Origin of the sequence: Vibrio sp. B1REV9, assembly GCF_905175395.2 — a bacterium.
Classification (GTDB): Bacteria; Pseudomonadota; Gammaproteobacteria; order Enterobacterales; family Vibrionaceae; genus Vibrio; species Vibrio alfacsensis.
Window position 1 is genome coordinate 35,167 of record NZ_HG992746.1, and the last position, 26,487, is coordinate 61,653.

Genomic DNA, 26,487 nt, shown 5'->3' on the forward strand with positions numbered 1-26,487 from the left:
AGAAAGAGTTAGTCCCGAATCGGTACCACTAAGATGTCCACGGGACACTTATTGATTAGATGTCTTGAATAAGAAATAATTTTGCTCCAGAAGTCTTGATGGTGACCACAGATCAATAAATCGACTTCTTCCTCTTTGATGGTGACATCGAGTTTGTCTGCAAGATCACCCGTACCAACGAAAAATCGTTTGAGTGGATGATCGATATAGTCACCAAAACTTCTCAAACTCTCCATGGAATGTTCATTCAATGGCCGACTGCTTGGTTCTTTGACGAGGTCAACGAGCTCAGGATAGATTTCGCCATGAGTACCGTCGATGTGTATAAAAGAAATCTCTGAACCGAGATAATTTGCCATTGAAACCGCTCTATCGATTAGCACTGTGCTCTCATCAGATAGTTCTAGTGCGACAAGGATATGTTTGTATTTCATAACCACGCTCTCATGTCTGTTATCGTTCCTTTAAGCATAGTATGAGAGCTTAAAAAAAGTTGCCGATAAGATCTCGAAATCGCTCGAAGTTTTGGCAATTTTCTATCTGAACTTGCGAAGAAAAGTAGTTGCAGTAGCTAAAAAAAACGGCCTAATACCAGCTCAATTCAATCTCTAAGGGCATGTCACAACGTATTCTTTCGCCACACATTTCATCGGTAGCATTGAGGTGAACTAACTTAGCCGAAGAATAACCCTCTCCACGGAAATGGTCTCGTGCTTCACAAAGACTAGCGAATGTCAGCGGGCTTTTATGTTCGTTCAATATCAGTGATCTTGTTTGGTTTTCTACGTTGTAAGCGAGGTATATTCCCCCCTCGACCGATTCAATCAAAAGATTCATAGCCATTTCCCATTAGTGTTTTCATTATTTGGCTATTACGGCGAGCGATGGATTTTAGTTCACTTTCAAGACGACATTGTGCGAAGAGGGTGGAGAGAATTAGATTCATAGGTCGGATATAGGTAAGATACTCGGAGCATTACATAAAACAAGAACAGAAAAGGAAGTCTATGAAAAAGAAAACCTTAGCATTGGTAACTGCGTTTGCAATGGCGGGCGTGTTACCGGGTGCTTATGCGGAAAGCTCAACACAGGAGTTGGTTGAACACGTACACAAAATGGCGGTGAAGTACCCAACGACAAAGAAAGTTGATGTGGTGGATGAATATTTTGGTACCAAAGTCAGTGACCCATATCGCTGGTTAGAAGACGACCGCAGTAAAGAAACTGCAGATTGGGTGAAAGTGCAAAACCAAGTCACGTTCGATTACTTGGCGCAAATTCCATATCGTCACCAGATTGAAGAACGCTTAACTCAATTGATGGATTACGAGAAGTTAGGGCGTCCATTCAAAGAAGGCAAATACACCTACTTCTACAAGAATGATGGTTTACAAAATCAAGATGTGCTTTACCGCCAACTTGACGATGGCAAGCCTGAAGTCTTCCTCGATCCAAATACTTTTAGCGAAGATGGCACGACTTCGTTGGCGAATGTGAGCTTCACCAAAGATGGTTCTTTAGTCGCTTACAGCATTTCAGAAGGCGGTAGCGACTGGCGCAAAGTGATTGTGCTTGATGCAGAAACCAAAAAGCCTGTCGGTGAGACGCTGGTGGATATTAAGTTCAGCGGCGTAAATTGGCTGGGGAATAAAGGTTTCTACTACTCAAGTTACGACAAGCCAGAAGGCAGCGAGCTTTCGGCAAAAACCGACCAACATAAGCTTTACTATCACGAGCTAGGCACTAAGCAGAGTGAAGACAAGCTTATCTTCGGTGGTACAGATACTGAGAAGCACCGATACGTTCGTGGTTACACTTCCGACGACCAACGTTACCTATTTATCTCAGCAAGTACGTCAACGTCGGGCAACAAACTGTTCTTGAAAGATTTGACCAAGCCAGACAGTCCGCTGCAAACCATTTTGGATGACACCAATTCTGATACTTGGGTGATTGATAGCAAAGGCACCAAGCTGTATTTGGTCACTAACTTAGATGCACCAAACAAACGTGTAGTGACGGTGGATGCGAGCAACCCTGAGCCGAAAAATTGGAAAGATTTAATTCCTGAAACTGACAACGTGCTTAGCCCATCAACAGCGGGCGGTTACCTGTTCGCAAGCTACATTGTTGACGCGCTTTCGATGGTCAAACAATACGACATGGACGGCAAGTTCATTCGTGAAATCAAGCTACCAGACATCGGTAGTGCTTACGGATTTTGGGGTAAGAAAGAAGACGCGGAAGTCTACTACTCTTTCACCAACTACAAGACGCCAAGCACGACCTATCGATTAGACATCAAAGACGGTGACAGCGAGGTTTACCACAAATCGAACGCACCATTCGATCCGGCACAATTTGAATCCCGTCAGGTGTTCTACAAGTCAAAAGACGGTACCAAGATTCCAATGATCATCACCTACAAAAAAGGCACGCCGATGGACGGCACAGCGCCAACGATCTTGTATGGTTATGGTGGTTTCAATATCAGCCTAACGCCTTACTTCAGTCCAAGTCGAGCGGCATGGTTGGAAATGGGCGGTATCTACGCTGTCGCGAACATCCGTGGTGGTGGTGAGTACGGCAAAGAGTGGCACAATGCTGGCACTAAGTTAGAGAAGCAAAACTCGTTTGATGACTTTATTGCCGGAGCTGAGTTCCTTATTGACCAAGACTACACCTCGTCAGACAAGCTTGCGATTAACGGTGGCTCAAACGGCGGCTTACTTGTTGGTGCGGTGATGACGCAGCGCCCTGAGTTGTTCAAAGTGGCACTGCCAGCAGTGGGTGTATTGGATATGCTTCGCTACCATACCTTTACGGCAGGAGCGGGCTGGGCTTATGACTACGGTACAGCAGATCAAAGTAAAGATATGTTCAATTACCTCAAAGGATACTCGCCAGTACACAACGTCAAAGCCGGCGTTAAGTACCCTGCAACTATGGTGACAACGGGTGACCACGATGACCGTGTGGTGCCAGCGCACTCTTACAAATTTGCAGCTGAGCTACAGTCTAAACAAGCGGGTACAAACCCAACTTTGATTCGAATCGAAACCAACGCAGGTCACGGTGCAGGCACACCGACCAGTAAGGTTATCGAGAAAAACGCGGATATTTACAGCTTTACCCTCTTTAATATGGGTGTTGAAAAGTTGTAAGCGAGAGGTGCTCTAAGTGAGCGGTTAGTCACTTAAGCCTTATAAGATAATGAAATCAAAACGCAGCTTATTGGGCTGCGTTTTGCGTATCTTCTGTATTTAAAAGAACTGTAATGAGATTTACAACTCGGGTGTAGAATGCGTTTATTTTTAGTCGTATTTGGGGGCTTATATGCACAAATCAGCAGGAATTATTGTTAAAGATGGCGCGCTACTAGTATTGCGCTCGAAAGGTAAAGACACATCCTACGCACCAGGAGGGAAGTTGGACAGTGGCGAAACTCCCGAGCAAGCGTTATGCCGCGAGTTGTTGGAAGAAGTGGGTATTCAAATAACGCTCAATGATCTTACGTTATTTGGTCGATTTGAAGCACCCGCTCACGATAAGGTTGATGTAACTCTGATCATGGACGTATTTTTTGTCAACGCTTATGACGGCGAAGTGGTTGCCAGCAATGAAATCGAAGAGTGTCAATGGGTGGATTCTTCAAACGTAGACAACATCTCGATTAGTACGATTTTCCGTAATAATGTGTTCCCTCTGTTGGTTAAACAAGGGCTAGTGAATTAGTTCTTTTCTAAGTCGCTGACAAATATAAAACGCCCATAATACATGAGTATTGTGGGCGTTTTTTTTGAACCTTTTTAAAAAATTAAAGTTGACCTGTCTATGGCTCTATAGTTTAAGATGCTTTCATCAGCGCTGAGGAAACAAACATGTATCGGATATCGGAACTGGCAGAGATGCTAGGCTTGTCTCGCACTACATTGCTCTATTACGAGAAAATTGAACTCATTAAAGGGCATCGGTTAAGCAATGGCTACCGTGCTTATAGTGATGCGGACTTACAACGCTTACGCTTGATCCAGCAATTGCAAAGCGGTGGACTTACGCTCAAAGAATGCAAAGCATGTTTAGAAGCCAAAGTAGACCGTGAATTGATGTTGGAACGGCTCAAGCAACTTGATGAAGAGATTGAACAAAAGCAGAAGTCTCGTCAGTTGTTGGCTGCGTTGCTAGGCGAAACTCCGTTAACCGAATGGCATGAATCATTGGATGAAGTCGCACCGGATGCGCACTTAAAATGGCTAATGACGCAAGGTTTTAGCGAGAAAGAGGCCCTTCACTTACGCTGGTTATCAAAAGATATGAATACTCATGATGATTACATGGCAGACTTCTTCCGTGTATTTGAAACATTGGAATTTTGGGGCCCAGGTTCAGAGCAAGATACGTTGAAGGCGTTGAGCCTACTACCAACTCAACCTGGTGAAATATTGGAAATCGGCTGCGGGCAGGGTATTGCGACTCGTACTTTGGCAAAACATGCACACGTTACTGCGGTCGATAACGACGAACCGTCTTTACAACGCTTGCAAGGTAAAGCTCAGGCTCTTGGCTTAAGTGACAATATCACCACGGTGTGTGCGAGCATGACAGAACTGCCATTTGCTGATGGGACGAACAATCTGATTTGGGCAGAAGGCAGTGCTTACATCATGGGCGTTGAGAATGCATTTAAAGCGTGGCGACCATTACTAGCAGACGACGGTATTTTGGTTGTCAGTGATTTGGTTTGGAACACTGACGCACCAAACGAAGATACGGTGGCATTTTGGCAGAAAGAGTACCCAGATATTGGCAGTGTCGAGAAGCGTATTGCGCAGGCGAAATCAGCAGGCTACCGAGTGTTAGAGACGTTCCCAATCAGCCAACAGGCATGGGATAACTACTACGTTCCTTTAGATGAGCGTGTGCAAAGTTTGAAAGCTGAGATGCCTGCATCACAAGCACTAAAAGACATAAATGTAGAATTAGATATCGTTAAACGTCGTGGAAATGAAGTGGCGTATCAGATGTATATATTACAAAAAGATTAATAGAAAAATGAACGAAACAACCAATCAAAATATTCAAAAATTGAATTACACACTTTCTCAATATGAGAGAGGCATGAGTAGCGAGATGATCGCTTTGTTTACTCAAACCTTTTCTGATTCTGAAAGCGAAGCAGAAGGCAAAACCATTGGCGCACTGGTCGGCGATTTGTTGAGCACGACACCCGAGCAAGAACTGAAAGGTTTTGTTGCTAAGCAAGGCGAGCGCTTAATTGCTGGCGTGTTGTTTACGCCACTGCACTTCGAAAATGGTGAATTAGGCTACCTATTGTCACCGATGGCAACACTGACAGAATACCAAGGTAAAGGAGTAGGCCAAGCCCTGATCAACTTTGGCCTCGAATATTTGAAACAACAAGGTATCGAGTTGGTATTTACCTACGGTGATCCTAACTTTTACTCACGCGTTGGCTTCCAACAAGTGACGGAGGCGCAGTTCAAAGCCCCTCATACTCTAAGCTATCCACATGGTTGGTTGGCACAATCATTAACAGGTGAATTGACATCAATCCAAGGTATATCGTCTTGTGTGAAAGGCTTGGATAATCCGACTTATTGGTAGGTTTATCAACGAATGAAACGGAGCTCGAAAGCTCCGTTTAAAATGATGGCGTTAGCATTACATATTTTGGTATTTGTCTAGCACCAACTGGCTAATCTGTGCGATGACTTGGTCGCGTGCCTGTAGCGACAAGTCGGTTTCGGTGATGTAAATACTTATATAGATTGGTTTGTAATTGTCTTTCCAAATTATTGCGGTAATACCACGCGAACCAAATCCCCCTGCACCAGAACGATCTGCGATAGACCATCCTCTCGGTAGAACTGAACGCATCAATGGGTCAGAGACTTTGTTGTCTTGCATCCAAATTTTTAGTTGAACTCGTGATTCATAAGACAGCGCATCGGTTTCTAGCAGAGTATGTAAAGTGTTTACCATAGCGTTAGGCGTTGTAGTGTCTTGACTATCGCCTGGTTTAGCTTCATTTACTCGTGGCTCAAAACGATCCAGTCGTGTAGCCTTGTCTCCAATAGAGCGCAAGAAAAGCGTGACGTTTTTAGGCCCGCCGATACTTCTTAAAATAATATTGGCTGCCGTATTATCACTCATCAACATGGTTGCTTCACATGCATGCTCGATACGTGTTGTTTGTCCTACCATTCGATCCATCACGGGAGACCATACCACCACATTACGTTCTTCAACTTTGGCAGTAGCATTTCTATCTAACTTACCGTTATCCATGTCATGTAACATCATCGCACAAGCGAGAGTTTTAAATGTGCTCATCATCGGAAAACGCTCGTCACCACGGTAATCCCAACGTTTGTCCGTCTGCGTATCCCAAACAGATACGCCAAGGCGACCAGAGATATGTTGCTCAATGGCAGCGAGATCCTCATTTAATTGGGCTGCGTAAGTTGCACTAGAAAAGGCCAGTAGTCCCATTAGCAGCAATAGCTTTTTCATTATCGATTTCTTAGCGTTATTTAATCAGGTTCGCACTTTGCGAGAAGAAAGAGCACTATAACGAGTGAATGCTCTAATCACTGTTAGATTTTCGTCTTTTTTCTGTAGGAATCTTTGCATATGCCAAGCTTTACCTGCTTTTACGTTTATTGACGTTGCTTTACACCTAGTTGGTTAAAGTAAAGTTGTCGATTAACTGAGAATTTCAATATGAAAATGGTCCGCAATATTCTTTGGGCAATAGTCGCCGTAATCACTCTGCTATGGTTTACGTTGGAGCCGAAAATTTTCTCGTCAACGAATGTCTTTGAGTGGCGCTCTGCCTTGATCCAATACTCAGGTATTTTGTCGCTGATGATGATGTCGATGGCCATGGTGTTGGCGATGCGCTTGCCTGTAATTGAAAACTGGCTGCATGGTATGGATAAAGCCTATCGAATTCATAAATGGTTGGGGATCGCTGGTGCTAGCCTCGGTGTCGTGCATTGGCTTTGGTATAAAATACCCAAATGGTTGGTTGAGGCTGGGGTACTAGAAAAGCCAGCAAAGCACCACAATGCTTTAGGCATCAACAACTTTTCCAATATAGAAGCGTGGTTTCATAGCTTAAAAGATCTAGGAAAAAGCTTCGGTGAAATTGGTTTTTACCTACTGTTGATTTTGGTAGTGATTTCTTTATGGGGAGTGGTGAAGTACAAGCCATTTCGACTCTCTCATCGCTTGATGTCGGTCGTCTACTTGCTAGTCGCAGTGCATTCAGTTCTATTGATAAAACGTGTTTACTGGGGAGAGCCTGTCTTCTACCTCACAGTCGCTTTTGTTATTGTTGGATCAATTGCTGCACTTTACAGTTTGTTTGGCTTTGTTGGCCGTCGTAACCAACATCTCACCACTGTGACTGCCACTCATTACTTCCCACAAGCGGGAGTGATGGAACTGGTGCTGAAGCCAGATGTTTCTTGGCACGGTCACAACGCGGGCCAATTTGCTTACTTGCGTTTCGGAAATGAAGACCCGCATCCATTTACTATTGTATCTGGCAGTGAAGATGGTGAACTACGATTCTTGATCAAAGAGTTGGGGGATTTTACCACTGGCTTGCATGAACGAGTGACGGTGGGTGAGAGTGTAAGGGTTGAAGGGCCATATGGTCGCTTGACGTTTGATCTCTCCAAGCCACAAGTGTGGATTGCTGGTGGTGTAGGTGTTGCGTCTTTCTTCTCGGCATTAGAAGCTCTAAAAAACCAACCACGTTGTGGCAATATTCACCTGTTTTACTGCGTTCGAGGTATTGATGAGCTGCTGACAGATAAATTGTGGCACTTAGTGCATGAAGCGGGAGTGAAGTTCACCGTAATAGATACACAGCACTCTCCTCGTTTGAATGCTGAACGTATTGCAGCACAGTGTGGTGATTTGAGTCAGTATGAAATCTATTTTTGTGGGCCAGAAATTTTTTCAAAAACACTGAAAAAAGAGCTAGATACGTATCAGTTCGATATTGAGAAGAGTTATCACGAAGAGCTGTTTGTGATGAGATAATCAAAGACAGTTTAGTGAATTGAAAAGAAAGGAGCTGCATTATCAGCTCCTTTGCCTATTTAGATATTTATTTACAGTTCAACCTTTTTAACCATTCCCGCTTCTGCATGGCCTGGAATGTTACAAGCGAACTCAACCTTGTTGTCACCGTGAAAATGCCACAGTAATTGTTTTGCTTTACCCGGCTCAACCGTGACTGCGTTGCCTGAATCGTGCATGTGGTCGCCGCTCATGTTCTTCATCATTTCGCGGTGTTCTAGCTGTTCTTTCGCAGAGCCAATAGTGAATTCATGATTGATTTTACCTGTGTTCATTACCACAAACTGTACGACGTCATTTGGCTCAATCTTAACGTCTTTCTTGAATTTAATGGTCATGTCATCAGCTAAGATAACGTGTACGACTTTGTCTGGTTTTGCCCCTTTAGCTGGCATACCTACTGCCGACATTCCCGGCATATCCATCATGTTAGAGTGGTCCATTTTACTGTGGTCCATCTTCATGTCGCCGTGGTCCGTATTTTCATGTTTCATATTGCTATGATCCATATTGCCATGGTCCATATTCGAGTGATCCATGTTTGAATGATCCATTTGTGCAAAAGCGGTCGTTGTTGTAAGAGCTAGAGCCAGAGTGATTAGTGTCTTTTTCATCTTTTAAATCCTTGTTTTAATTCATTAATAATTTGGTTTCTTCCCCTCAAAACCGAGGGTTTAAGGGGAAGATAGGGTTTAAGCGTGGTTGTTTACATCACTAGCTTGTGTGCTAGCTTGGTGATTAGTCGCATTGCTTTGGCGCAACTCACGTTGTTTCCACAGCTTGAAGATCGCTGGCAGTACTAATAGCGTCAGTAGCAGTGCTGATGCCATACCTCCAATCATTGGCGCGGCGATACGTTGCATTACTTCCGATCCGGTCCCTTCGCCGTACATGATTGGGATTAGGCCGATAATGACCGTCAGCACCGTCATCATCACTGGGCGAACACGCAAGCCAGCGCCTTCACGAATGGCATCGGTTAGATCTTTCACTTCAAGCTTCTGCTTGTTCTCTTCCGCGTCGAGTTTTTTGTAGTGCCAAGCTTGGTTGAGATACACGAGCATGATGACCCCAATTTCTACCGCGACACCAGCTAGGGCAATAAAGCCAACCCCTACGGCAATCGAAAAGTTGTAATTGAGTATATGCATCAGCCACAAACCACCGACCATTGCGAGCGGCAGGGTAAGCATGATGATCATTACTTCGCCGACACGACGGAAGCTGAAGTAAAGCAGCAGCATAATGATGGCGATAGTGATTGGTACCACGACACTCAAGCGGTCCTTTGCGCGCTCCATGTATTCGTATTGACCAGACCAAGCTAACGAGTAACCCGCAGGAAGCGCAAGTTGGTCTGCTACGATTTGTTGCGTTTCTACAACGTAAGAGCCTAAGTCACGGCCATCGATATCGACAAATACCCAGCCATTCGGGCGTGCGTTTTCTGTCTTAATCATTGGAGGACCGTCTTCGTAACGAATGTCTGCTACGTCAGCCAGTGCGATACGAGCGCCATTTGGAGTCACTAACGGCAGGTTTTGCAGTTTTACCACCGAGTCACGGTAGTCTTGTGGGTAACGAACGTTGATTGGGTAACGCTCTAAGCCTTCGATGGTTTCACCCACATTCATACCACCCACTGCGGTGGAGACAACTTGCTGAACGTCTTTAATGCTTAAGCCGTAACGAGCCGCCGCACGACGCTTAATGTCGATCGTGACATAACGGCCGCCAGCAACACGCTCTGCGTAAACAGAAGCAGTGCCTTGTATGTCGTTAAGAATCGGTTCTAACTGAGCGCCGATTTTCTCAATCACTTTCAGATCAGGACCTGCGATCTTGATACCAATAGGCGTTTTGATGCCTGTTGCCAGCATGTCGATACGGGTTTTGATTGGCATTACCCAAGCGTTAGTCAAGCCAGGGAACTGAACCAGATCATCGAACTCTTTGCGTAGTGATTCTGTTGTTACCCCTTCACGCCATTGATCGCGCGGCTTCAACTGAATCACGGTTTCAATCATCGTTAAAGGTGCAGGGTCGGTTGCTGTTTCTGCACGACCAATCTTGCCCCATACCGTTTGTACTTCTGGGACGGTTTTAATCAGCTTATTGGTTTGCTGTAGCAGCTCACGTGCTTTACCAATCGAGATACCCGGATAGGTTGTTGGCATGTACATCAAGTCGCCTTCATCCAGCGGCGGGATAAACTCACTACCCAATTTGCTGGTTGGATAGTATGCCGATGCCATAAGACCTAAGGCGATAACGATCATGGTCTTAGGGTATTTCAAACTTACGTTTAGCAATGGACGGTATAGTGCTACCAAGCCACGGTTGATTGGGTTCTTGTGCTCAGGTAGTACTTTACCTCGAATGAAGTAGCCCATGAGTACAGGCACTAATGTAATCGCTAAACCTGCCGCTGCTGCCATTGCGTAAGTCTTAGTGAATGCAAGCGGTGAGAACATCTTGCCTTCTTGGCCTTCCAAGGCGAATACAGGTACGAAGCTTAGGGTAATGATGAGCAATGAGAAGAACAGCGGTGCACCGACTTCTTCTGCCGCTTTGCCAATCACCTGCCAGCGGTTTTTATCGGTCAGTGGCGTTCGCTCTATGTGTTTATGGACGTTCTCGATCATGACGATCGCACCATCCACCATGGCTCCGATGGCTATCGCAATACCACCAAGGGACATAATGTTGGCATTAATACCTTGCCAATGCATCACGATAAACGCAGTGAGAATGCCTACCGGTAGGCTCAGAGCGATAACCAACGAAGAACGAATGTGGAATAAGAACAACGCACACACAATTGCGACGACGATGAACTCTTCTGCAAGCTTTTTCCATAGGTTTTCTACCGCTGCGTCAATCAGAGTCGAACGGTCGTAAGTCGCAACGATTTCAACACCTTCTGGCAGACCTCGTTGTAGCTCAGAAAGCTTATCTTTTACTTTTTCAATGACTTCACTTGCGTTCTCACCAAAGCGCATCACGATAACACCACCGACGGCTTCACCTTCGCCATTCAACTCTGAGATACCACGACGCATTTGTGGACCAAGGTTAATGTCTGCGATGTCGCCTAGTAGTAGCGGAGTGCCTTTTTCAGTCACTTTCAGAGGCAGTGATTTGATGTCTTCAATGCTGGTTAGGTAACCTGTGGTACGAACCATATGCTCAGCTTCGGCCACTTCAATAACGGACGCACCGGTTTCTTGGTTGCCGTTTTGGACCGCCATGTTAACTTGCTGAAGCGTAAGGTTGTACGCACGCAGCTTGGCAGGATCAATCTGCACTTGATACTGCTTCACCATACCGCCCACGGTAGCGACTTCAGATACGCCTTCAACCGTCTGCAGTTCGTACTTCAAGAACCAGTCTTGTAGGCTACGCAGCTCAGCTAAATCGTGCTTACCCGTTTTATCTTGGAGAACGTAGCTGTAAACCCAGCCCACACCCGTTGCATCAGGGCCTAAGGTCGGTTTGGCGCTAGGTGGAAGCTTTGGTGCTACTTGGCTTAGGTACTCCAACACGCGTGAACGTGCCCAGTACATGTCGGTATCATCGTTGAAAATGATATAAACATACGAATCACCAAAGAAAGAGTAACCACGAACTGTTTCTGCTCCCGGAACGGCAAGCATTGCGGTTGTGAGTGGGTAAGTAACTTGATCCTCGACGACCTGAGGGGCTTGACCTGGGTAGCTCGTCTTGATGATCACTTGAACATCAGAAAGGTCCGGAATCGCATCAACAGGCGTATTCTTTACACTGTAAAGTCCGCCTAATACAAGTGCTAAGGTCGCGATTAACACTAAAAAGCGGTTGTTGAGTGACCAACGAATAATAGCATTGATCATAATTAACCCTCGATTGCTTTTGTTGCAGAAACTAGCTGTTTAAGAACATAGTCAGACCCTTGTTTTTCAACTAGAAATCGAACCTTTTGTCCTTCTTCAAAACCGGATAAATCCACCTCTTGACCGACAGAGAAGTTCATCTCGCCTGCATCCCAGTTCCATTCAGCTACTGGCAGGTGGTTTAAAGTGATCATGCCAAAATCAGCCATCAGCATCGTGATGTCACCAGTTAGCCAAACTTCTGCTGCAATGACGCTTTCATCTACCTTATAGTCGATGATTTGGTACTGACCGGATTCTGTCTTTTGCATTTCAAATTCAATGGCTTGGCCTTTTTTCAAGTCACCCATATCAACGCCATCAGCGAAAGTGAAGTTCATCACCATGCCAGGCCAATCCCACTCTGGTACCGGCTGGTGGTTGATGGTCAGCATACGGTGATTTTCCATTACATCGGTGATTTCACCTTTTGCCCATGCCGTTTCTGTTTCTGGTTCGACACCGTTAATACGAGACAGATCCGCTGATTGGCTTGATTCAGAATCAAGCATGAAGTGTGATGAGGTGACAATCTTGTCATCTTGCTTAAGGCCTTGTAATACTTCGATTTGTTCGCCCGCTTCACGGCCTACTTCAATTCGAGCTGAGCGATATTTGCCGTCACCTTCTGCCAGAACCACGCGAGTCATGCCACCAGAACGAATAACGGATGATTTAGGAATGGTTAATACCGCGTCTTCAGTAACAGGCTGCAACGCGATGTTGGCAAACATGTTTGGCTTTAATGCGCCATTTTGGTTAGGAAATTTAAGGCGAACACGCAACGTACGTGTTTTCGGATCGAGGATTGGGTACACGTAATCCACCACGCCTTGCCACTCATTGCCCGGAATCGCATCTAGAGTCATCGTGGCTTGAGAGCCGGCTTTCATCCAGTGTGCTTGGCGCTCGAAGACTTCCGCATCAACCCAAACATTGTCCAGTGGACCGGCACTGATTGCCGCTTGTGCAGGGGATAGGTAGCCACCTTCACGCACGTTTAGGCTTGCAATGACGCCGTCAGCCGGTGCTTTAATTTCAATGGTTTGAGAGGCTTTTCCGCTGCGCGTGATGGATTTGATTTGACCACGGTCTACACCAAGCGTCACCAAGCGCTCTGTTGCACCTTTCACTAAACCGTTACGACCAGTGCGGTAAGCATTCAGCAATTCTTCTTGTGCCTTAACCAACTCTGGTGAATACAGGGTGAAAAGCACATCGCCTTTCTTCACTTTTTCACCAACGGCATTGATGTAGAGTTTCTCAACCCAACCAGCAACACGCACGTTGGTTTGCCACAACAGGCTTTCATCGAAGGCGATATAGCCGACGGTCTCAATGCGCGGAGATAATTTTTCCAGCGTTACTTTTGCGGTTTTTACACCTAGGTTATTTTCTACTGATGGATCAATCGTAACTGTCCCTGGTTTATTTTGTTCGCCAGATAAGTCTTCAGCGTAAACAGGGATCAAGTCCATCCCCATCGGAGATTTGCCCGGTTTGTCGCGTTTGTAGTTTAGATCCATTGGAGCAACCCAGTAGAGAGGGTCGTTGGAACTGGTAGCCGATTCGCCACCCATTGCACTCATGTCATGAGTTGAACCCGCAAGAAAATGATTAGCACCAAACCCTAAAGCTCCACCAACAATCAGTGCGATGGTAGCTACTTGTAATGTTTTCATTTTTATACCTTATTTTCCCGTTTTCATTTGACGCTACAGTGTTTTCGATTGCTCTTGTTTGTCATATCGCTGCAGCCACAATCGCTTTGGGGAATTACAAATTAATATGCCGAGATAGAGCGAGCTTCAGGGGAAGCTACTTGATAGTCGAAGCCGCCGAGTAGGGTGGCTAAATTGCTGTTTGCGATGTTGAGATCGGTTAACAGACGTTGTTGCTCTAGCTGTAATGCCAACTCATCAGTCGTGGCAGAAATCACATCGTTAAACTGTGCGGTGTTGTTTTGGTAACCTCGCTCCACGGCTTGAATGCGCGCTTTTGCTTGAGGTAATAAGGTGGATTGATAACGTTCTAGACGCTGGGTTAGGTTGCCGCGATCAACCAACAAAGTGTTCACTTTGGCGTTCATTTGTGTCAATAAGGTGTCTTTTTGTGATTGTGCCGCGCCAACTTGGTACTGTGCAGCGGCAAGATTGCGATCTTGACGGTCACCAGTGAACAAAGGAATATCCATAGTGAGATAAGCGCTGACCAAGTCTGACGCTGGCTCGCCCTTCATATTGTTGGCTTGACGATAAGCGTACATCACCTCGACACCAAACTGAGGGTTGTAGGCTTGCTCAGCAATTTCGACCTGAGTTTTATTGGTAGAAATACTCACATCTGCCATTTTAACCATTGGGTGCTGGCTGAGTTGTTGGTAGTGCTTAGTAGAATCAATACTGGACGCAAGTTTGCTGTTTAGTGTGTTCCAGTTCAGTTGATTACTTGCATGCAGAGCTTGTTCGTTCGCCAACCAGTCTGATCCCAGCCATTCGGAGAGTTGAGAGATAAGACGACGTTGCATCTGCGCATTGGCTTGCAGTTTGTCATCTAACTTACTCACTTGAAGTTGGGCGTTGAGCAGGTCTTGCGCTTCACTCTTACCAATCGAATAGTTGGTTTGAATAAAGCTTTCCATTTCCTTCATCAACTTACGGTTTTCTCGCAAGATTTGCTCAGCTTGTTGTTGATAGCCAAGCTCTAGCCAAAGTTGAGTCATGCTGTTGGCCACCTCAAGCTCACGAGCATGGACTTGAAGTCCAAGACCATCGGCTTGTTGATTGGCTTTCTTCTGTTGCAAATCGAGTGTCGAGCCACGTTCGAATTGCTGCATCAACCCAACAGAGATGTTGGTCATTGGATCTTCATCGAACTTGAAGCTGTCGACAGGTAAACCACCGAAACCCACTTTCAGTTTTGGGTCCATTAAGGTTGAACTTGCGACACCTGTTTCACGCATGGCTGCAGATTGCGCTGAATATTGCTTGCGGTTGCCATCATTACTCAAGGCAACATTAATCAGTTGCGCAAGTTTATCCGTGGAGGTACGCATCTCTGGTGCAGACAGGTTAGCTGCTTTGGTTTCTTTGCTTGGTATTGTGGCATTCACTACAGCAGGTGCAAAAACCAAGGCTAGGGAGCATACTGATGCTAATTGATTGTATGGTTTGAATTCCATAATCTAAATCCAGTGTTCGCCGGATCGATGGAGGACGGATTTGGGCTATCGCTAGAACAATAAATCAGTCTTATCGCCATCGCTCAGGCGCATTAAAACAACCTACGAGATACTCGCAGGGTCGAATGCTTGACGGATTTAAACTATAGGCGGTCTATACAAGTCTTGACTGACGTGTACTACTGGGGAAATCTTTTCAGGGGAAATTGCTGCGCGATAAACTATTTGCGATGTGTAATTTACAGGAATAGGAAGAGGGGCAAACACGATGGTGCACGCGGCAGTGCAGCAGGTGTGAACCATGCCGGAACCGCCTCCGCAGTTCATGTCGGTTTCTGTATCGTTGCCATCTTCGCTCATGGAAACGTCTGTTATGGAGTCGTCCATCATATCGGGCATGCCACAGTGTTCGCTGTTGCTTTTTATCATAGATTGCCCATGATTCATCATGCCGTTTGCGTTTGACATCATTTGGATGTTCATCAAAGGCTCACTATTAGCCACACTCGATACTAAAAGTACCAGTGTACTAAAGAGAGTTAACCAGATTGTATGCAGCGATTTCAAGTGCATACTTTTTCCCGTTTTTGATGAAAGTGATGAAAACCTTATCTATTTTAAAGGTTAACCCAAGGGGAAGGTCAATATTTAATTTTCTCGGTTTCCCCTTCGTAAAGTGAACACGTTTCGCGACTTTGAGAGCAGTTAAACGTTTGTTGAATACTGATTCTTGATACTTCGTGACAAATTATTGGTGGCCATATAACACGAAAAAAATGTGGTTTATAAGTTTTGTATCACACCACCTTGTCTAACAAATGTTTATCCTTATAGAATGCATGGCTTTATTTTGGCAGATGTGGATTTGCTTTGCTGCGGAGGTTGTATGATAGAAATTGTCATCGATGGAAAATATAGAATTGTAGAAGAGGGGCTGACCCTTTTAGAAGCAGCAAAAGTGTGTGGGGTCGAAATCCCATCACTGTGCGGAATGAATAAAAGCGATGAAAAAGTACCGTGTGATTTGTGTGTTGTCGAAGTTGAAAGTGGCAGCACGAAACGCGCGTGTGAACTCGAAGTTTACCGTGGTCTAAACGTGGTGACTCAATCAGAGCAATTAAGCGAGCACCGTAGAAAAGCGCTGAATCGCATCATGACCGATCATTACGCCGACTGTGAAGCGCCATGTAAAACAGCATGTCCAGCGGGCGTGGATATTCAATCGTACCTTTATCACATCGCACAAAACGATCATCAAAAAGCGATTGAAGTGATTAAGCGTACACTGCCTATGCCGCTATCGATTGGCCGCGTGTGCCCGGCATTTTGTGAGAGCGAATGTCGCCGCTCTTTAGTCGACGAGCCTATCGCTATTCGTCAGCTTAAACGTCACGCCGCGGATGCGGATTTGTCAGCGCATGAAGCCTACGTACCTGAAAAGAAACCAAGCAAAGGCTTGAATATTGCGGTTGTCGGTAGTGGCCCAGGCGGTTTGACAGCAGGCTATTACCTGTCGAATGAAGGCTATGGCGTTACTGTATTTGAATCCATGCCAAAAGCGGGCGGTTGGCTTCGTTATGGCATTCCTGAATACCGCTTACCAAAAGACATTCTCGATAAAGAAGTTGAGTTAATGTGCCGTAACGGTATGCAAGTTCGCACTAATCAAAAGTTGGGTGTGGATTTCACACTCTCTCAATTGAGTGAAGAATACGACGCGGTGTGTTTGGCTGTTGGCGCGTCTCAAGCGGTGGAAATGCATTACGCAGGTAGCGACCTTGAAGGCTGCTACCTAGGTGTGGATTACCTCAAAGATTATGTGACAGAGCAAAACTACGTCACAGGTCAGAAAGTTGCGGTTATCGGCGGCGGTAATACGGCGATTGACTGTGCTCGTACTGCACGTCGAGCTGGTGCAGACACCACTTTGATTTATCGTCGTACTCGTGACGAAATGCCGGCAGAAGACTACGAGATTGTCGAAGCGGAACACGAGGGGGTGAAATTCCACTTCTTGACCAACCCTGCAGAAAACCTTGCCGATGAAAACGGACGCGTGAATGCGATTCGTCTAGAGCGGATGGCGTTGGGTGAGCCAGATGCATCTGGTCGTCGAAGCCCTAAACCAACCGGCGAGTTCTTTACCGAAGAATTCGACACTGTGATTGCGGCAGTTTCGCAAAAGCCTGATTTGAGCTTCCTCGAAGGCGAAGATTTGTCGATTCCGCTAACGCGTTGGAACACCGCTGATGCAGATGACAAGACCATGCACACAGGCACGGGTAACATCTTCAGTATTGGTGATTTCCGCCGTGGTCCAGCAACGGCCGTTGAAGCGGTGGGTGATGGTCGCGTTGCGGCAAAAGCCATTGATCTGTTTTTGAATGGCGATATGGCCGATATGCAAAAGGTGGCGTTCAACTCGCGCAAAGAGAAGAAACTCTCTCAAGTCGATCCACTTCACTTCGAGAACATCCAAAAAGTCGCTCGCTCTATCATGCCTGAACTGACTCCAGCACAACGCGAGCAAAGTTTTGCTGAAGTGGAATTGGGCTTTGATAACGAAGAAGCAATGAAGGAAGCCGCGCGTTGTCTAGAGTGTGGCTGTCAGGCAAATACCGATTGTGCGCTGCGTGATTACTCCACCGAATATGAAGCTGAGCAAAGCTTTGACTTCTCCTTGCAGATCAAATCGCATCAAGATTGGTTAGATCTTCGTGCGAAAGACTTGCGTCATAAGTACGAAGTTGATCGCAGTTCTGAGTTTATCGAGTTTGATGCCAACCGCTGTATTAGCTGTGGTCAGTGTATCCAAGCGTGTCGCGACAAAGCTGTGCACGGTGTACTGAACTTTGTGTGCGATAAACAAGGTCGTCCGGCATTACGTCCAGACGATCGTCCACACTTTGGAACTAACAAGAATGGTTTAACTCTGATGGGCGATTCGAACTGCGTGCAATGTGGTGCGTGTGTTCAAGTGTGTCCAACGGGTGCGATGGTCGATAGTCGTGACCGTTCACAAGGTCGTACTGAAGATCTGAAAGCGGTCGACACCATTTGTACATACTGTGGTGTGGGCTGTAAGTTGACTATGTTCGTGGACGAAGCAACCAATACGATTCGTTACGTCAAAGGCGGTGACTCGCCGGTGAACCAAGGCATGCTATGTGTGAAAGGGCGCTTTGGTTTTGATTTCATTGGCAGTGAAGAGCGTCTTACCACGCCTTTGATTCGTAAAGATGGTTGGTTGCAGCCTGCAAGTTGGGAAGAGGCGATTCAACTCGTCGCGCGCAAGTTCTCTGGCATCAAGCAAGATTTTGGCAGCAACGCATTAGCGGGTTTCTCTTCAGCGAAAACCACCAACGAAGACAACTACGCGTTCCAAAAATTTGTCCGTCGTGAACTGGGCACCAATAACGTCGACCACTGTGCGCGCTTGTGTCACGCATCGAGTGTAACCGGTCTTGAGGCATCACTCGGTAGTGGTGCAATGACCAACGACATTCCTAGCATTAAGCACTCTGATGTAATCTTTATTATTGGTTCGGATACTACATCGGCGCACCCGATTATCGCTTCACATATCAAACAAGCAATTCGTCATCACGGCGCTCGTTTGATTGTAGCTGACCCGAAACGTGTCGATATGGCAGAGCATGCTGAGTTGTACATGGCGCACCGTCCGGGTACGGATGTGATGCTCCTAAACGGTGTCATGCAGCAGATCATCAAGAACGGTTGGTACGATCAAGAGTATATCGAAGAACGTGTCGACGGCTTTGATACCTTACTGCAAGAAGTGATGTCGCCAGCCTACAACCTCGATAAAGTGGAACTGGTCACAGGCGTTAAAGCCGAAGATATTCAAGCAATGGCGCGCATGATCGGTACGGCAGATCGTACCGCGGTGTACTATTCGATGGGTATTACTCAGCACACGACAGGTCATGACAACGTGCGTTCTATCGCTAACCTGCAATTGCTGTGTGGCAACATCGGGATTGAAGGTGGTGGTATTAACCCGCTGCGTGGTCAATCAAACGTGCAAGGCGCGTGCGATATGGGGGCTTTGCCAAACTGCTACCCGGGCTATCAAAAGGTGTACAACCCTATTGTGCGTCAGAAGTTTGCGATTGAATGGAACGCACCAAACCTGCCTTCTGAACAAGGTTTAACCCTGACAGAAATCATCGATGCGGCTTGCCATCGTGACGTTCGCGGTCTTTACATCATGGGGGAAAACCCAGTGTTGAGTGATCCGAACCAAACACACGTCATTGAAGGCTTAGAAGCGCTCGATTTCTTGGTGGTTCAAGACATCTTCCTAACGGAAACTGCGCAATACGCGGATGTGGTTCTGCCTTCTTGCTCGTTTGCAGAGAAAGCGGGGCACTTCACCAATACGGAACGTCGTGTTCAGCGTGTGAATCCGGTTGTAACGGCACCGGGTGAAGCGAAAGAAGATTGGTGGATTGTTCAAGAAATCGCCAATGCAATGGGCAGTGATTGGGACTACCACTGCGTGTCTGATATCACTAACGAGATTGCACGAGTGACGCCTCAATACGCAGGTCTTCGTTGGGAGGCGATAACGCCAAACGGAGTGCAATGGCCGAGTAACAAGAACAACCCAGCAGGTACTCGCATCATGCACCAAACCCAGTTTACTCGTGGTAAAGGTCAAATGGTGGGCGTACCGTTCCGTTATGCGGCTGAGCTGCCAGATGAGGAGTATCCGCTTGTGTTAACGACTGGTCGTGTGCTTGAGCAGTTCCACACCGGCACTATGACGCGCAAAACCAAAGGGTTGGATAACCTTGCTGGTCCACGTGCAATGGTGAGTGTTGAGGATGCAGAAGCGCTAGGTATCAGTAATGGTCAGCGTTTGAAGGTGTCTACACGTCGTGGCAGTATCGAGATTGATGCCTTTGTGACTAAGCGTATTCAAAAAGGTGTGGTGTTCATTCCATTCCACTTTGTTGAGTCGCCTGTGAACCGCCTAACCACCACCGCTACGGATCCGCATGCAAAGATTCCGGAGTTCAAAGTGGCAGCGGTGAAATTGGAAGTGCTTTCAGTGGTGGAAACGAACGGTTTTGTAGCGGACTGTTTGCCCGTTAATTAGGCTGGCTGTTAATGTGATTCTTGCGCATAACATGGCGTTCTCGTATTTTGCTTAGTGCTTAGTGCTTAGTGCTTAGTGCTTAGTGCTTAGTGCTTAGTATTAAAGGCTAAAGGCGAAAATCTTATTTAGGTTTTCGCCTTTTTTTATGTTTCATAGTTAAGACTGTGAGATAAATCCGCCCGTCTCTGACAAAAGCGATCTTTACTTTATTGAATATACCTACAGGAACATAGGCATGTTTTTCATGTAATTCAAAAATATAATCAAACAGGTAAAGAAATGAATCCATTTAAACGAACGTTATTGGCTGGAGCTGTGCTTGGCTTAGTTGGAACTATCACGGCGTGTGGTCCTGCAGAAGAGGTGGCATCCACGCAACCAGAAGTGAAAGCAGAACAGAGTCAATCTGGCTCAGTATCACAAGCGAACACTGCGACAGAATCATCGAAAGCGATCGAGCAAGCTGCGAGTGGAGAAACAATCTACCTTGCCAATACCATTATTACCATGGATGAGGACCAACCTCGCGTCGAAGCGGTGGTCGCCGATGATGATGGCACTATTGTTTTTGTCGGAAAAGAGCAACAAGCACTTAAACAATTTCCAAATGCGGAAAAGGTCGATCTACAAGATAAGGTGATCATGCCGGGTTTCATTGAGCAGCACCTACATCCATTCCTGGGCGCATTGACACTCAGCATGCCCGTCATTGCGCCAGAAGAGTGGCAACTGCCAGGTCGCACATGGCCTGCAGTTAATGGTCATGAAGCCTATATTCAAGCGCTGACTGACGTAGAAAAAGGAATGGAAGATCCAAACGAGGTGCTGTGGACGTGGGGTTACAATAATTTCTTTCATGGAGAGTTAACGCGATCAGATTTGGACAAGATCTCTAAGACACGTCCAATTGCTGTGTGGCATCGCTCTGCGCATGAGTTCTTTGTTAACTCTGCTTTTGTAGAAAAATTTGGCTTGAATCAAGCCGATATTGATAAGCAAGGTAAAGAGGTGGCAGCGCAGTCAGATTTGGAAAATGGCCATTTCTGGGAAGGCGGTGCGTTGATTTATCTATTGCCTCGTATCTACAAGGATTTAGGAAGTGAGGCTCGCTTCCGAGCTGGTTTAGAGCAGATGGTCGTTATGCTACATGAGAAAGGAGTGACGGCATACAACGAGCCAGGCGCATTTATTCCAGAAGATATGGTAGAGCTCTACAAAGAGATACTCGGATCGGAAGAGACTCCAATGTACTCATTTTTTACTCCGGAGAGTAAAACACCATACTTTATGAAAGGCAAAGACGGGGTCGTCGAAGCCGTTGAAGAAATCACTAAAACATTTCCGGATGAGGGTAAAGTTCGTTTCTTTAAGAATCAAGTTAAGTTGTTGTTTGATGGTGCGATTATTTCGCAATTGATGATGATGAAAGATGGCTACTTGGATGGTCATCATGGTGAGTGGATACAGACGCCACAAGAAGTGGAAGATATTACCAAGTCATTTTGGGAGAAAGACTACCAGATCTTAGTTCATGTCAATGGAGATGAAGGGGTTGAGCAACTGATTGAAGTTCTTCAACGTCGCCAAGCGGAATATCCTCGAGAGGACCATCGCTTTACCATCGTTCATTTTGCCAACTCTACGGATAAGCAAGTGAAACAACTTAAAGATCTTGGCGCAATTATCAGTGTTAACCCATATTATGTTACCGGTTTTGGAGAACGCTTTGGAGAGGTAGGGTTAGGCGAGGATCGCGCTCATGCAATGGTACGTTTGGCTACGATAGAGAAAGAAAATATTCCAGTATCGTTGCATTCAGATATGCCAATGGCGCCTGCCGATCCGCTATTACTTGCTTGGAGTGCAGCAACGCGTCAGACCAATTCTGGCAAAGTATTGCGTGAGGATCTTGCGTTATCTCGAGAGGCAGCACTTAAAGGTATTACTATTGAGGCGGCGTACTCTTGGGGGATGGAAGACACGCTAGGCAGTATTGAAGTGGGTAAAATTGCGAACTTTACGGTTTTAGAACAAGACCCTTATAAAGTCGATATCAACAAACTCAAAGATATTCCAATTTATGCGACGGTGTTTGAAAGTAAGCTCTTTCCTATCGATCAGTAGTGCTTTCCAACTGCTGTGGTATCAAATAGCAGTGGTATTAAACAGCATAGCTGTCTAACGATAGTGGCATCAAAAGCACAGATTAAATTTAGGTGAGATCAAGCGGCGGATTGTCATGGAATTGACGGACGCTGACCGTCGCTTGTTATTTGTGTTAACTCTATAACCTAAACTTCACTACTTTGATGCCATTGATGGTCTTTGAGCGATTTTCTTTGATATAGCATTAAAGCATTAAAGCAGAGCAAAACATTCATAACGATAAGAGGCACCTTGCATGACAAGAACTACCTCAGCAGTGTTAATCCTTATTTTAATCAGTGCCTATTTTTCCTATAACCACTTTTATGTTTATCCGCATAAGCTCGAAACTCAGGCTGAATCTATGTTGATTCAAATGGCGAACCGAGAAGAGTGGCTTAATGTGCAAGAAATGATGGTCTTAGTTGAGGCGCACAAGGCACACTTGGAGCTGAACGCAGACATTAAGTCGACCGACGGGCAACGAGCTTATAGTGAGGGCTATATTACGTTTAGTAATCGTGGGCGTAATGTGTGTAAAGAAGTGATATTTAATTTCCAAATCAACTCATTACGTAACTATCGAATCTCTGACTTGCACGACTGCTCGTTAGGTGAATATTACTAGGTTTGCAGATCTTAACGCTTAACGATTCAAACTGGATTGTGAGTACGGAGTAGGTACTCAATTAAGAACGCCTCCCATTTTGGAGGCGTTTTGGTATCGAGTAGTCACCTAATCAAGTGATTTTTTAAAGCGCAGAGACGCCACCACTAAACCGATCAACCATTACATAATTCAATTTTACGCAGTAATTTTAGTGACGCTGTCACGTTGTGAGCATAAGAGGTTTAGGAATCGTGTTTTGAATATAACGCGCGCCTTAACACCTTGAGGTTGCCTATCTATTCCGTTCTTTACTGTGATTTAGACAGCTTCGTATAAAAAAGCTCGATGCATAACATCGAGCTTACGAAATAGAGTATGGAAAGATGATAGGATAAATAAGTTACACGACTTGTTTACCTTGCACCCAAACACGCTTGATGTTTTCTTTTTGCGCTAAACAGATGATCTTCTCAAGAATGTCTTTTGGCGTGTCAAAGTCCGGCCATATACGTAGGTTACCAACGTCTTTATTGGCTTCTAGGACAATCGCATCAAAGTGAAAATGCTTAGCAAATACCCCTGTTTTCGAATCCAATACTTGTGCCCCACCAGTGGTCGCCATCCAAAATGCCTCAACGAAGCTGACTCGTGAACCCGCCGTACCACGGTCACTCGCACTCAATTTTACATCCACACCTTCTTCGCGCACACGAGAGTGGCTGACTGCATCAAAAGCCGCACGGAAAATGGATGGCGATGGTGCTCCCGCGATATCGCTTCCTAGTCCAATTTGAACGCCGTGATCAAGCAGTTCACGAGTTTGCATGGCAGCGTTAGCAAAAAACATATTTGATAATGGGCAATGACCAATACCTGCGTTGTAACGCTTGATCATCTCAACGTCGTTCTCCGTTAGGAAGATCGAATGTGCAAGAACAGATTTGTTATTCAGAAGCCCTGCATCGGCATAGATCTCAATATCCGTTTTACCAAATTGTGTTTGGCTATAGTCTCTCGCCCAGTCGCTTTCAGAGCAGTGGGTCTGCATGTGTAAATCGTATTTTTGTACCAGTTCACCTAACTTATTCAGCATGGTTGGTGTACAAGACGGTACAAAACGAGGGGTGATAACAGGTGATACAAGACCAGAGTCGTTGCCTTTTAAGCTAAACACATTGTTGACGAACAATTCGGTTTCATAAAGCGCTTTTTCAATATTGGCTTCGCGGTAGTAGTCTGGACACTGTTCTGCGTTGTCCATGTTCACTTTGCCCACAAACGCACGTTGACCAACATCTAAACAGGTTTGTGCAAGTAACTCGGTTGGCTCACGATGGATGGACGCAAAATACACCGCACTGGTGGTGCCATTTGCTAATAACGTCTTCGTCACATCGCCATAGACTTCTTTCGCAAAGTCTAAATCAGTGTAGCGGTTTTCTAACGGAAAGGTGTAGTTTTGTAGCCAATCATACAGGGGTAAATCTAATCCTTTTCCAGCTTGAGGCCATTGTGGTGCATGACAATGCAAGTCAACAAGCCCAGGTAATAGATATTGGCCTTTTGTCAGCTCGGTAAGTTTACCCGCCAGTTTTAACTCATCGCGCGCGAGGGCGTATTCGGCATCGCACGGTTGGTAAGTAGCGGCAATATTACCATTGAGGTCAATGAGGATAAGCGCGTCAGATAAGTACTCAAACTCCCCTTTGGTTGGGCAGTGAAACATATCCCCTTGAAGCGCAAATTGAATAGCGTTGGTTGCGATCATGATTGCATTGCCTTTTCTTGGCTTGGTTGTACGTTCTGTTGACCAGTTTCTACGCTGTTTGACGTAGCATTATTTAGCTCAGTATCGTTTAACGTTGTATTGTCATTGGCCTGTGACACGTTTTGAGTTTCTTTATCCATAGGCAGAATAAAGTTCAAGACAACCGCTGCTAATGCGCCAATGGCGATACCTGAGTTAACGAGATATCCCACTAGTTCTGGTAATCCGTAAACTAACTCTCTTGGCATTAGAACCGCGCCAAGTGACAGCATAATAGGAAGACCAACAACCAACATATTGCGCTCTGAAAGCTGAATGTGCTGGATAACACGGAAGCCGTTCATGGCAATGACCACACAGATAACCGTAAAGATGCCAGAGATAACCGCATGTGGAATGGAAGCAATGATGCTAGTCAGCTTTGGCATTAAACCAAGTAAAAGCAGGATAAAACCACCGGCAATAATTGCACGGCGTGATGCTACACCTGTCACAGCGATGATGCCCGCATTGGTTGAGTAACCAGTCACCGGGCTGCCACCAAGTAGGGAACAGATAAAGTGACCTGCCGCTTCGCCAGTTGCCCCTCGATTTAAACGCTCGTCTTCCAGTTTTACTCCCGTCACCGCGCTTATCGCACACCAAGTACCCGTGGTTTCAACAAGCACAATCACAGAGATGAATAGCATGGTGAGAATTGCCACAGGATCGAACACAAGTTCACCGAATGGTAAGAGGCTTGGTAATTGAACCCATGCCGCTTGTGCTACCGAAGAGAAGTCCGTCATGCCATAAAAAGAGGCGGCAATCGTGCCCAGAACAATAGCACCCAAAACAGACGTTAAGCGTAACCAGTGCAGTTTATGACACATGCAGCCAAGCAGAATAAAGCTACATAATGAAACAATACTGACGAGCGCAATCACAATGTTTTGGCTTGCATTTTCACTGCTGTAGATACCATTAAAGGCGATCGGTAATAGAGAGATGCCAACCACAATAATGACCGTCCCACCTACAATTGGCGGTACGAATTTTTTCACGACTTTGCTGAATAAGTTAAGCGGTTTACCCAATAGAGCAACAAACAATGCGACAGGGATAAGTGCACCATAAACTGCGCCCATTCCCATGGTTTTACCGATAGCGGCGATGGCACCAATCGGAATGTAGGAAGGGCCTTGCATTACTGGCAGTTTTAACATGAAACGAGATTGGAATATGGTCGCTAGACCAGCAACAACAAATGTCATTTGGATAAGAGAAGAAGTATCCGCGACCGTTAAAGATAGCAAACTCGCCAGAATAATCGGGACAATGTATAAGTCCATTGCGAGAACGTGTTGAGCGCCCAAAGAGAGCGAGCGAGGGATTGAAATCGGTTCATCAATGTTGGGTGTTTGGTTTGTATTCATTAGACAATCAGCAAATAGTCTTGCCGCTACTGGATTGGAATAGCGGTTTTTAGGTTGCAAAAAGCCTGCGCTGATTTTCAAGGAATCAGTGCATAGCAAACGTTAACTTGTCGAAATTGGTGACGAAATAACCGTTGCAGAATAACGGTGTTTGGCCATCGAGTAGAAAGTGCGGGAATTCTACATTATCAATCACAAAAAGCAAACGTTTGCCTTT

18 protein-coding genes are annotated in these 26,487 nt (G+C 45.7%); 8 read left to right on the forward strand and 10 right to left on the reverse strand.

Annotation, left to right across the window (positions count from 1 at the left end):
• Window positions 1-8 precede the first annotated feature (8 nt).
• The gene (locus KHN78_RS14315) at window positions 9-434 is read right to left on the reverse strand and encodes a universal stress protein (protein ID WP_128813250.1); all 426 of its coding nucleotides are present in this window, start codon (window positions 432-434) and stop codon (window positions 9-11) included.
• Window positions 435-585: 151 nt separating this feature from the next.
• Window positions 586-837 carry a DUF6482 family protein gene (locus tag KHN78_RS14320; protein WP_211916597.1) on the reverse strand — a complete coding sequence of 84 codons (252 nt, stop codon included), beginning with the start codon at window positions 835-837 and terminating at the stop codon, window positions 586-588.
• Window positions 838-1,007: 170 nt separating this feature from the next.
• Between KHN78_RS14320 and KHN78_RS14325 the strand changes: the two genes are divergently transcribed.
• The 4 genes from KHN78_RS14325 to KHN78_RS14340 all read left to right on the forward strand — a co-directional run bounded on the left by KHN78_RS14325 (window position 1,008) and on the right by KHN78_RS14340 (window position 5,625).
• Window positions 1,008-3,164 carry a prolyl oligopeptidase family serine peptidase gene (locus KHN78_RS14325; protein WP_211916598.1) on the forward strand — a complete coding sequence of 719 codons (2,157 nt, stop codon included), beginning with the start codon at window positions 1,008-1,010 and terminating at the stop codon, window positions 3,162-3,164.
• Between the two features lie 172 nt (window positions 3,165-3,336).
• Window positions 3,337-3,735 carry an NUDIX hydrolase gene (locus KHN78_RS14330; RefSeq protein WP_211916599.1) on the forward strand — a complete coding sequence of 133 codons (399 nt, stop codon included), beginning with the start codon at window positions 3,337-3,339 and terminating at the stop codon, window positions 3,733-3,735.
• A 146-nt stretch (window positions 3,736-3,881) separates the two neighbouring features.
• A complete protein-coding gene (locus tag KHN78_RS14335) occupies window positions 3,882-5,045 on the forward strand; it encodes a MerR family transcriptional regulator (protein WP_211916600.1) in 1,164 nt (387 codons plus the stop codon).
• Window positions 5,046-5,052: 7 nt separating this feature from the next.
• On the forward strand, window positions 5,053-5,625 hold the full coding sequence (locus tag KHN78_RS14340) for a GNAT family N-acetyltransferase (protein WP_211916601.1): 573 nt from the start codon (window positions 5,053-5,055) through the stop codon (window positions 5,623-5,625).
• 57 nt (window positions 5,626-5,682) lie between these two features.
• Here KHN78_RS14340 and blaCARB read toward each other — a convergent pair whose 3' ends face one another.
• Window positions 5,683-6,534, reverse strand: coding sequence for a CARB/PSE/RTG family carbenicillin-hydrolyzing class A beta-lactamase (blaCARB, locus tag KHN78_RS14345; protein WP_211916602.1), 852 nt, complete (start codon window positions 6,532-6,534; stop codon window positions 5,683-5,685).
• A gap of 210 nt (window positions 6,535-6,744) precedes the next feature.
• Between blaCARB and KHN78_RS14350 the strand changes: the two genes are divergently transcribed.
• Window positions 6,745-8,076, forward strand: coding sequence for a ferric reductase-like transmembrane domain-containing protein (locus KHN78_RS14350; RefSeq protein ID WP_211916603.1), 1,332 nt, complete (start codon window positions 6,745-6,747; stop codon window positions 8,074-8,076).
• 71 nt (window positions 8,077-8,147) lie between these two features.
• Here KHN78_RS14350 and copI read toward each other — a convergent pair whose 3' ends face one another.
• From copI to KHN78_RS14375, 5 genes are all read right to left on the reverse strand, one after another.
• Window positions 8,148-8,729: a copper-resistant cuproprotein CopI gene (gene copI, locus KHN78_RS14355; protein ID WP_211916604.1), complete on the reverse strand. Its 582-nt coding sequence runs from the start codon at window positions 8,727-8,729 to the stop codon at window positions 8,148-8,150.
• A gap of 78 nt (window positions 8,730-8,807) precedes the next feature.
• The gene (locus tag KHN78_RS14360) at window positions 8,808-11,987 is read right to left on the reverse strand and encodes an efflux RND transporter permease subunit (RefSeq protein WP_211916605.1); all 3,180 of its coding nucleotides are present in this window, start codon (window positions 11,985-11,987) and stop codon (window positions 8,808-8,810) included.
• A gap of 2 nt (window positions 11,988-11,989) precedes the next feature.
• Window positions 11,990-13,708, reverse strand: a complete 1,719-nt coding sequence (locus KHN78_RS14365; RefSeq protein WP_211916606.1) for an efflux RND transporter periplasmic adaptor subunit — start codon at window positions 13,706-13,708, stop codon at window positions 11,990-11,992.
• A gap of 101 nt (window positions 13,709-13,809) precedes the next feature.
• Window positions 13,810-15,207: a TolC family protein gene (locus KHN78_RS14370; protein ID WP_211916607.1), complete on the reverse strand. Its 1,398-nt coding sequence runs from the start codon at window positions 15,205-15,207 to the stop codon at window positions 13,810-13,812.
• 138 nt (window positions 15,208-15,345) lie between these two features.
• A complete protein-coding gene (locus KHN78_RS14375) occupies window positions 15,346-15,780 on the reverse strand; it encodes a hypothetical protein (RefSeq protein ID WP_211916608.1) in 435 nt (144 codons plus the stop codon).
• 313 nt (window positions 15,781-16,093) lie between these two features.
• On the opposite strand from KHN78_RS14375, the gene fdhF reads away from it, so the two are divergent.
• From fdhF to KHN78_RS14390, 3 genes are all read left to right on the forward strand, one after another.
• Complete coding sequence (fdhF, locus tag KHN78_RS14380) at window positions 16,094-20,332, forward strand: formate dehydrogenase subunit alpha (protein WP_211916609.1); 4,239 nt, start codon at window positions 16,094-16,096, stop codon at window positions 20,330-20,332.
• 279 nt (window positions 20,333-20,611) lie between these two features.
• Window positions 20,612-22,456 (forward strand): amidohydrolase, encoded by a 1,845-nt coding sequence (locus KHN78_RS14385; protein ID WP_211916610.1) that lies wholly within the window; start codon window positions 20,612-20,614, stop codon window positions 22,454-22,456.
• A 277-nt stretch (window positions 22,457-22,733) separates the two neighbouring features.
• Window positions 22,734-23,105: a hypothetical protein gene (locus KHN78_RS14390; protein ID WP_206513221.1), complete on the forward strand. Its 372-nt coding sequence runs from the start codon at window positions 22,734-22,736 to the stop codon at window positions 23,103-23,105.
• A gap of 382 nt (window positions 23,106-23,487) precedes the next feature.
• Here KHN78_RS14390 and guaD read toward each other — a convergent pair whose 3' ends face one another.
• Both guaD and KHN78_RS14400 read right to left on the reverse strand, forming a co-directional pair.
• Entirely contained in the window at window positions 23,488-24,855 is a 1,368-nt protein-coding gene (gene guaD, locus KHN78_RS14395; protein ID WP_211916611.1) for a guanine deaminase, read from the reverse strand.
• Entirely contained in the window at window positions 24,852-26,270 is a 1,419-nt protein-coding gene (locus KHN78_RS14400; RefSeq protein WP_223917803.1) for a solute carrier family 23 protein, read from the reverse strand. Before KHN78_RS14400 ends, guaD begins: the two co-directional genes overlap by 4 nt.
• Between the last annotated feature and the right edge of the window lie 217 nt (window positions 26,271-26,487).

Excerpts from the sequence above, each read along its gene's own strand:
- copI (WP_211916604.1), bottom strand. The coding sequence starts at position 8,729 with ATGAAAAAGACACTAATCACTCTGGCTCTAGCTCTTACAACAACGACC.
- KHN78_RS14365 (WP_211916606.1), bottom strand. The coding sequence starts at position 13,708 with ATGAAAACATTACAAGTAGCTACCATCGCACTGATTGTTGGTGGAGCT.
- fdhF (WP_211916609.1), top strand. The coding sequence starts at position 16,094 with ATGATAGAAATTGTCATCGATGGAAAATATAGAATTGTAGAAGAGGGG.
- KHN78_RS14360 (WP_211916605.1), bottom strand. The coding sequence starts at position 11,987 with ATGATCAATGCTATTATTCGTTGGTCACTCAACAACCGCTTTTTAGTG.
- KHN78_RS14400 (WP_223917803.1), bottom strand. The coding sequence starts at position 26,270 with ATGAATACAAACCAAACACCCAACATTGATGAACCGATTTCAATCCCT.
- KHN78_RS14390 (WP_206513221.1), top strand. The coding sequence starts at position 22,734 with ATGACAAGAACTACCTCAGCAGTGTTAATCCTTATTTTAATCAGTGCC.
- KHN78_RS14330 (WP_211916599.1), top strand. The coding sequence starts at position 3,337 with ATGCACAAATCAGCAGGAATTATTGTTAAAGATGGCGCGCTACTAGTA.
- guaD (WP_211916611.1), bottom strand. The coding sequence starts at position 24,855 with ATGATCGCAACCAACGCTATTCAATTTGCGCTTCAAGGGGATATGTTT.
- KHN78_RS14370 (WP_211916607.1), bottom strand. The coding sequence starts at position 15,207 with ATGGAATTCAAACCATACAATCAATTAGCATCAGTATGCTCCCTAGCC.
- KHN78_RS14320 (WP_211916597.1), bottom strand. The coding sequence starts at position 837 with ATGAATCTTTTGATTGAATCGGTCGAGGGGGGAATATACCTCGCTTAC.
- KHN78_RS14340 (WP_211916601.1), top strand. The coding sequence starts at position 5,053 with ATGAACGAAACAACCAATCAAAATATTCAAAAATTGAATTACACACTT.
- KHN78_RS14325 (WP_211916598.1), top strand. The coding sequence starts at position 1,008 with ATGAAAAAGAAAACCTTAGCATTGGTAACTGCGTTTGCAATGGCGGGC.
- KHN78_RS14375 (WP_211916608.1), bottom strand. The coding sequence starts at position 15,780 with ATGCACTTGAAATCGCTGCATACAATCTGGTTAACTCTCTTTAGTACA.
- KHN78_RS14350 (WP_211916603.1), top strand. The coding sequence starts at position 6,745 with ATGAAAATGGTCCGCAATATTCTTTGGGCAATAGTCGCCGTAATCACT.
- KHN78_RS14315 (WP_128813250.1), bottom strand. The coding sequence starts at position 434 with ATGAAATACAAACATATCCTTGTCGCACTAGAACTATCTGATGAGAGC.
- blaCARB (WP_211916602.1), bottom strand. The coding sequence starts at position 6,534 with ATGAAAAAGCTATTGCTGCTAATGGGACTACTGGCCTTTTCTAGTGCA.
- KHN78_RS14335 (WP_211916600.1), top strand. The coding sequence starts at position 3,882 with ATGTATCGGATATCGGAACTGGCAGAGATGCTAGGCTTGTCTCGCACT.
- KHN78_RS14385 (WP_211916610.1), top strand. The coding sequence starts at position 20,612 with ATGAATCCATTTAAACGAACGTTATTGGCTGGAGCTGTGCTTGGCTTA.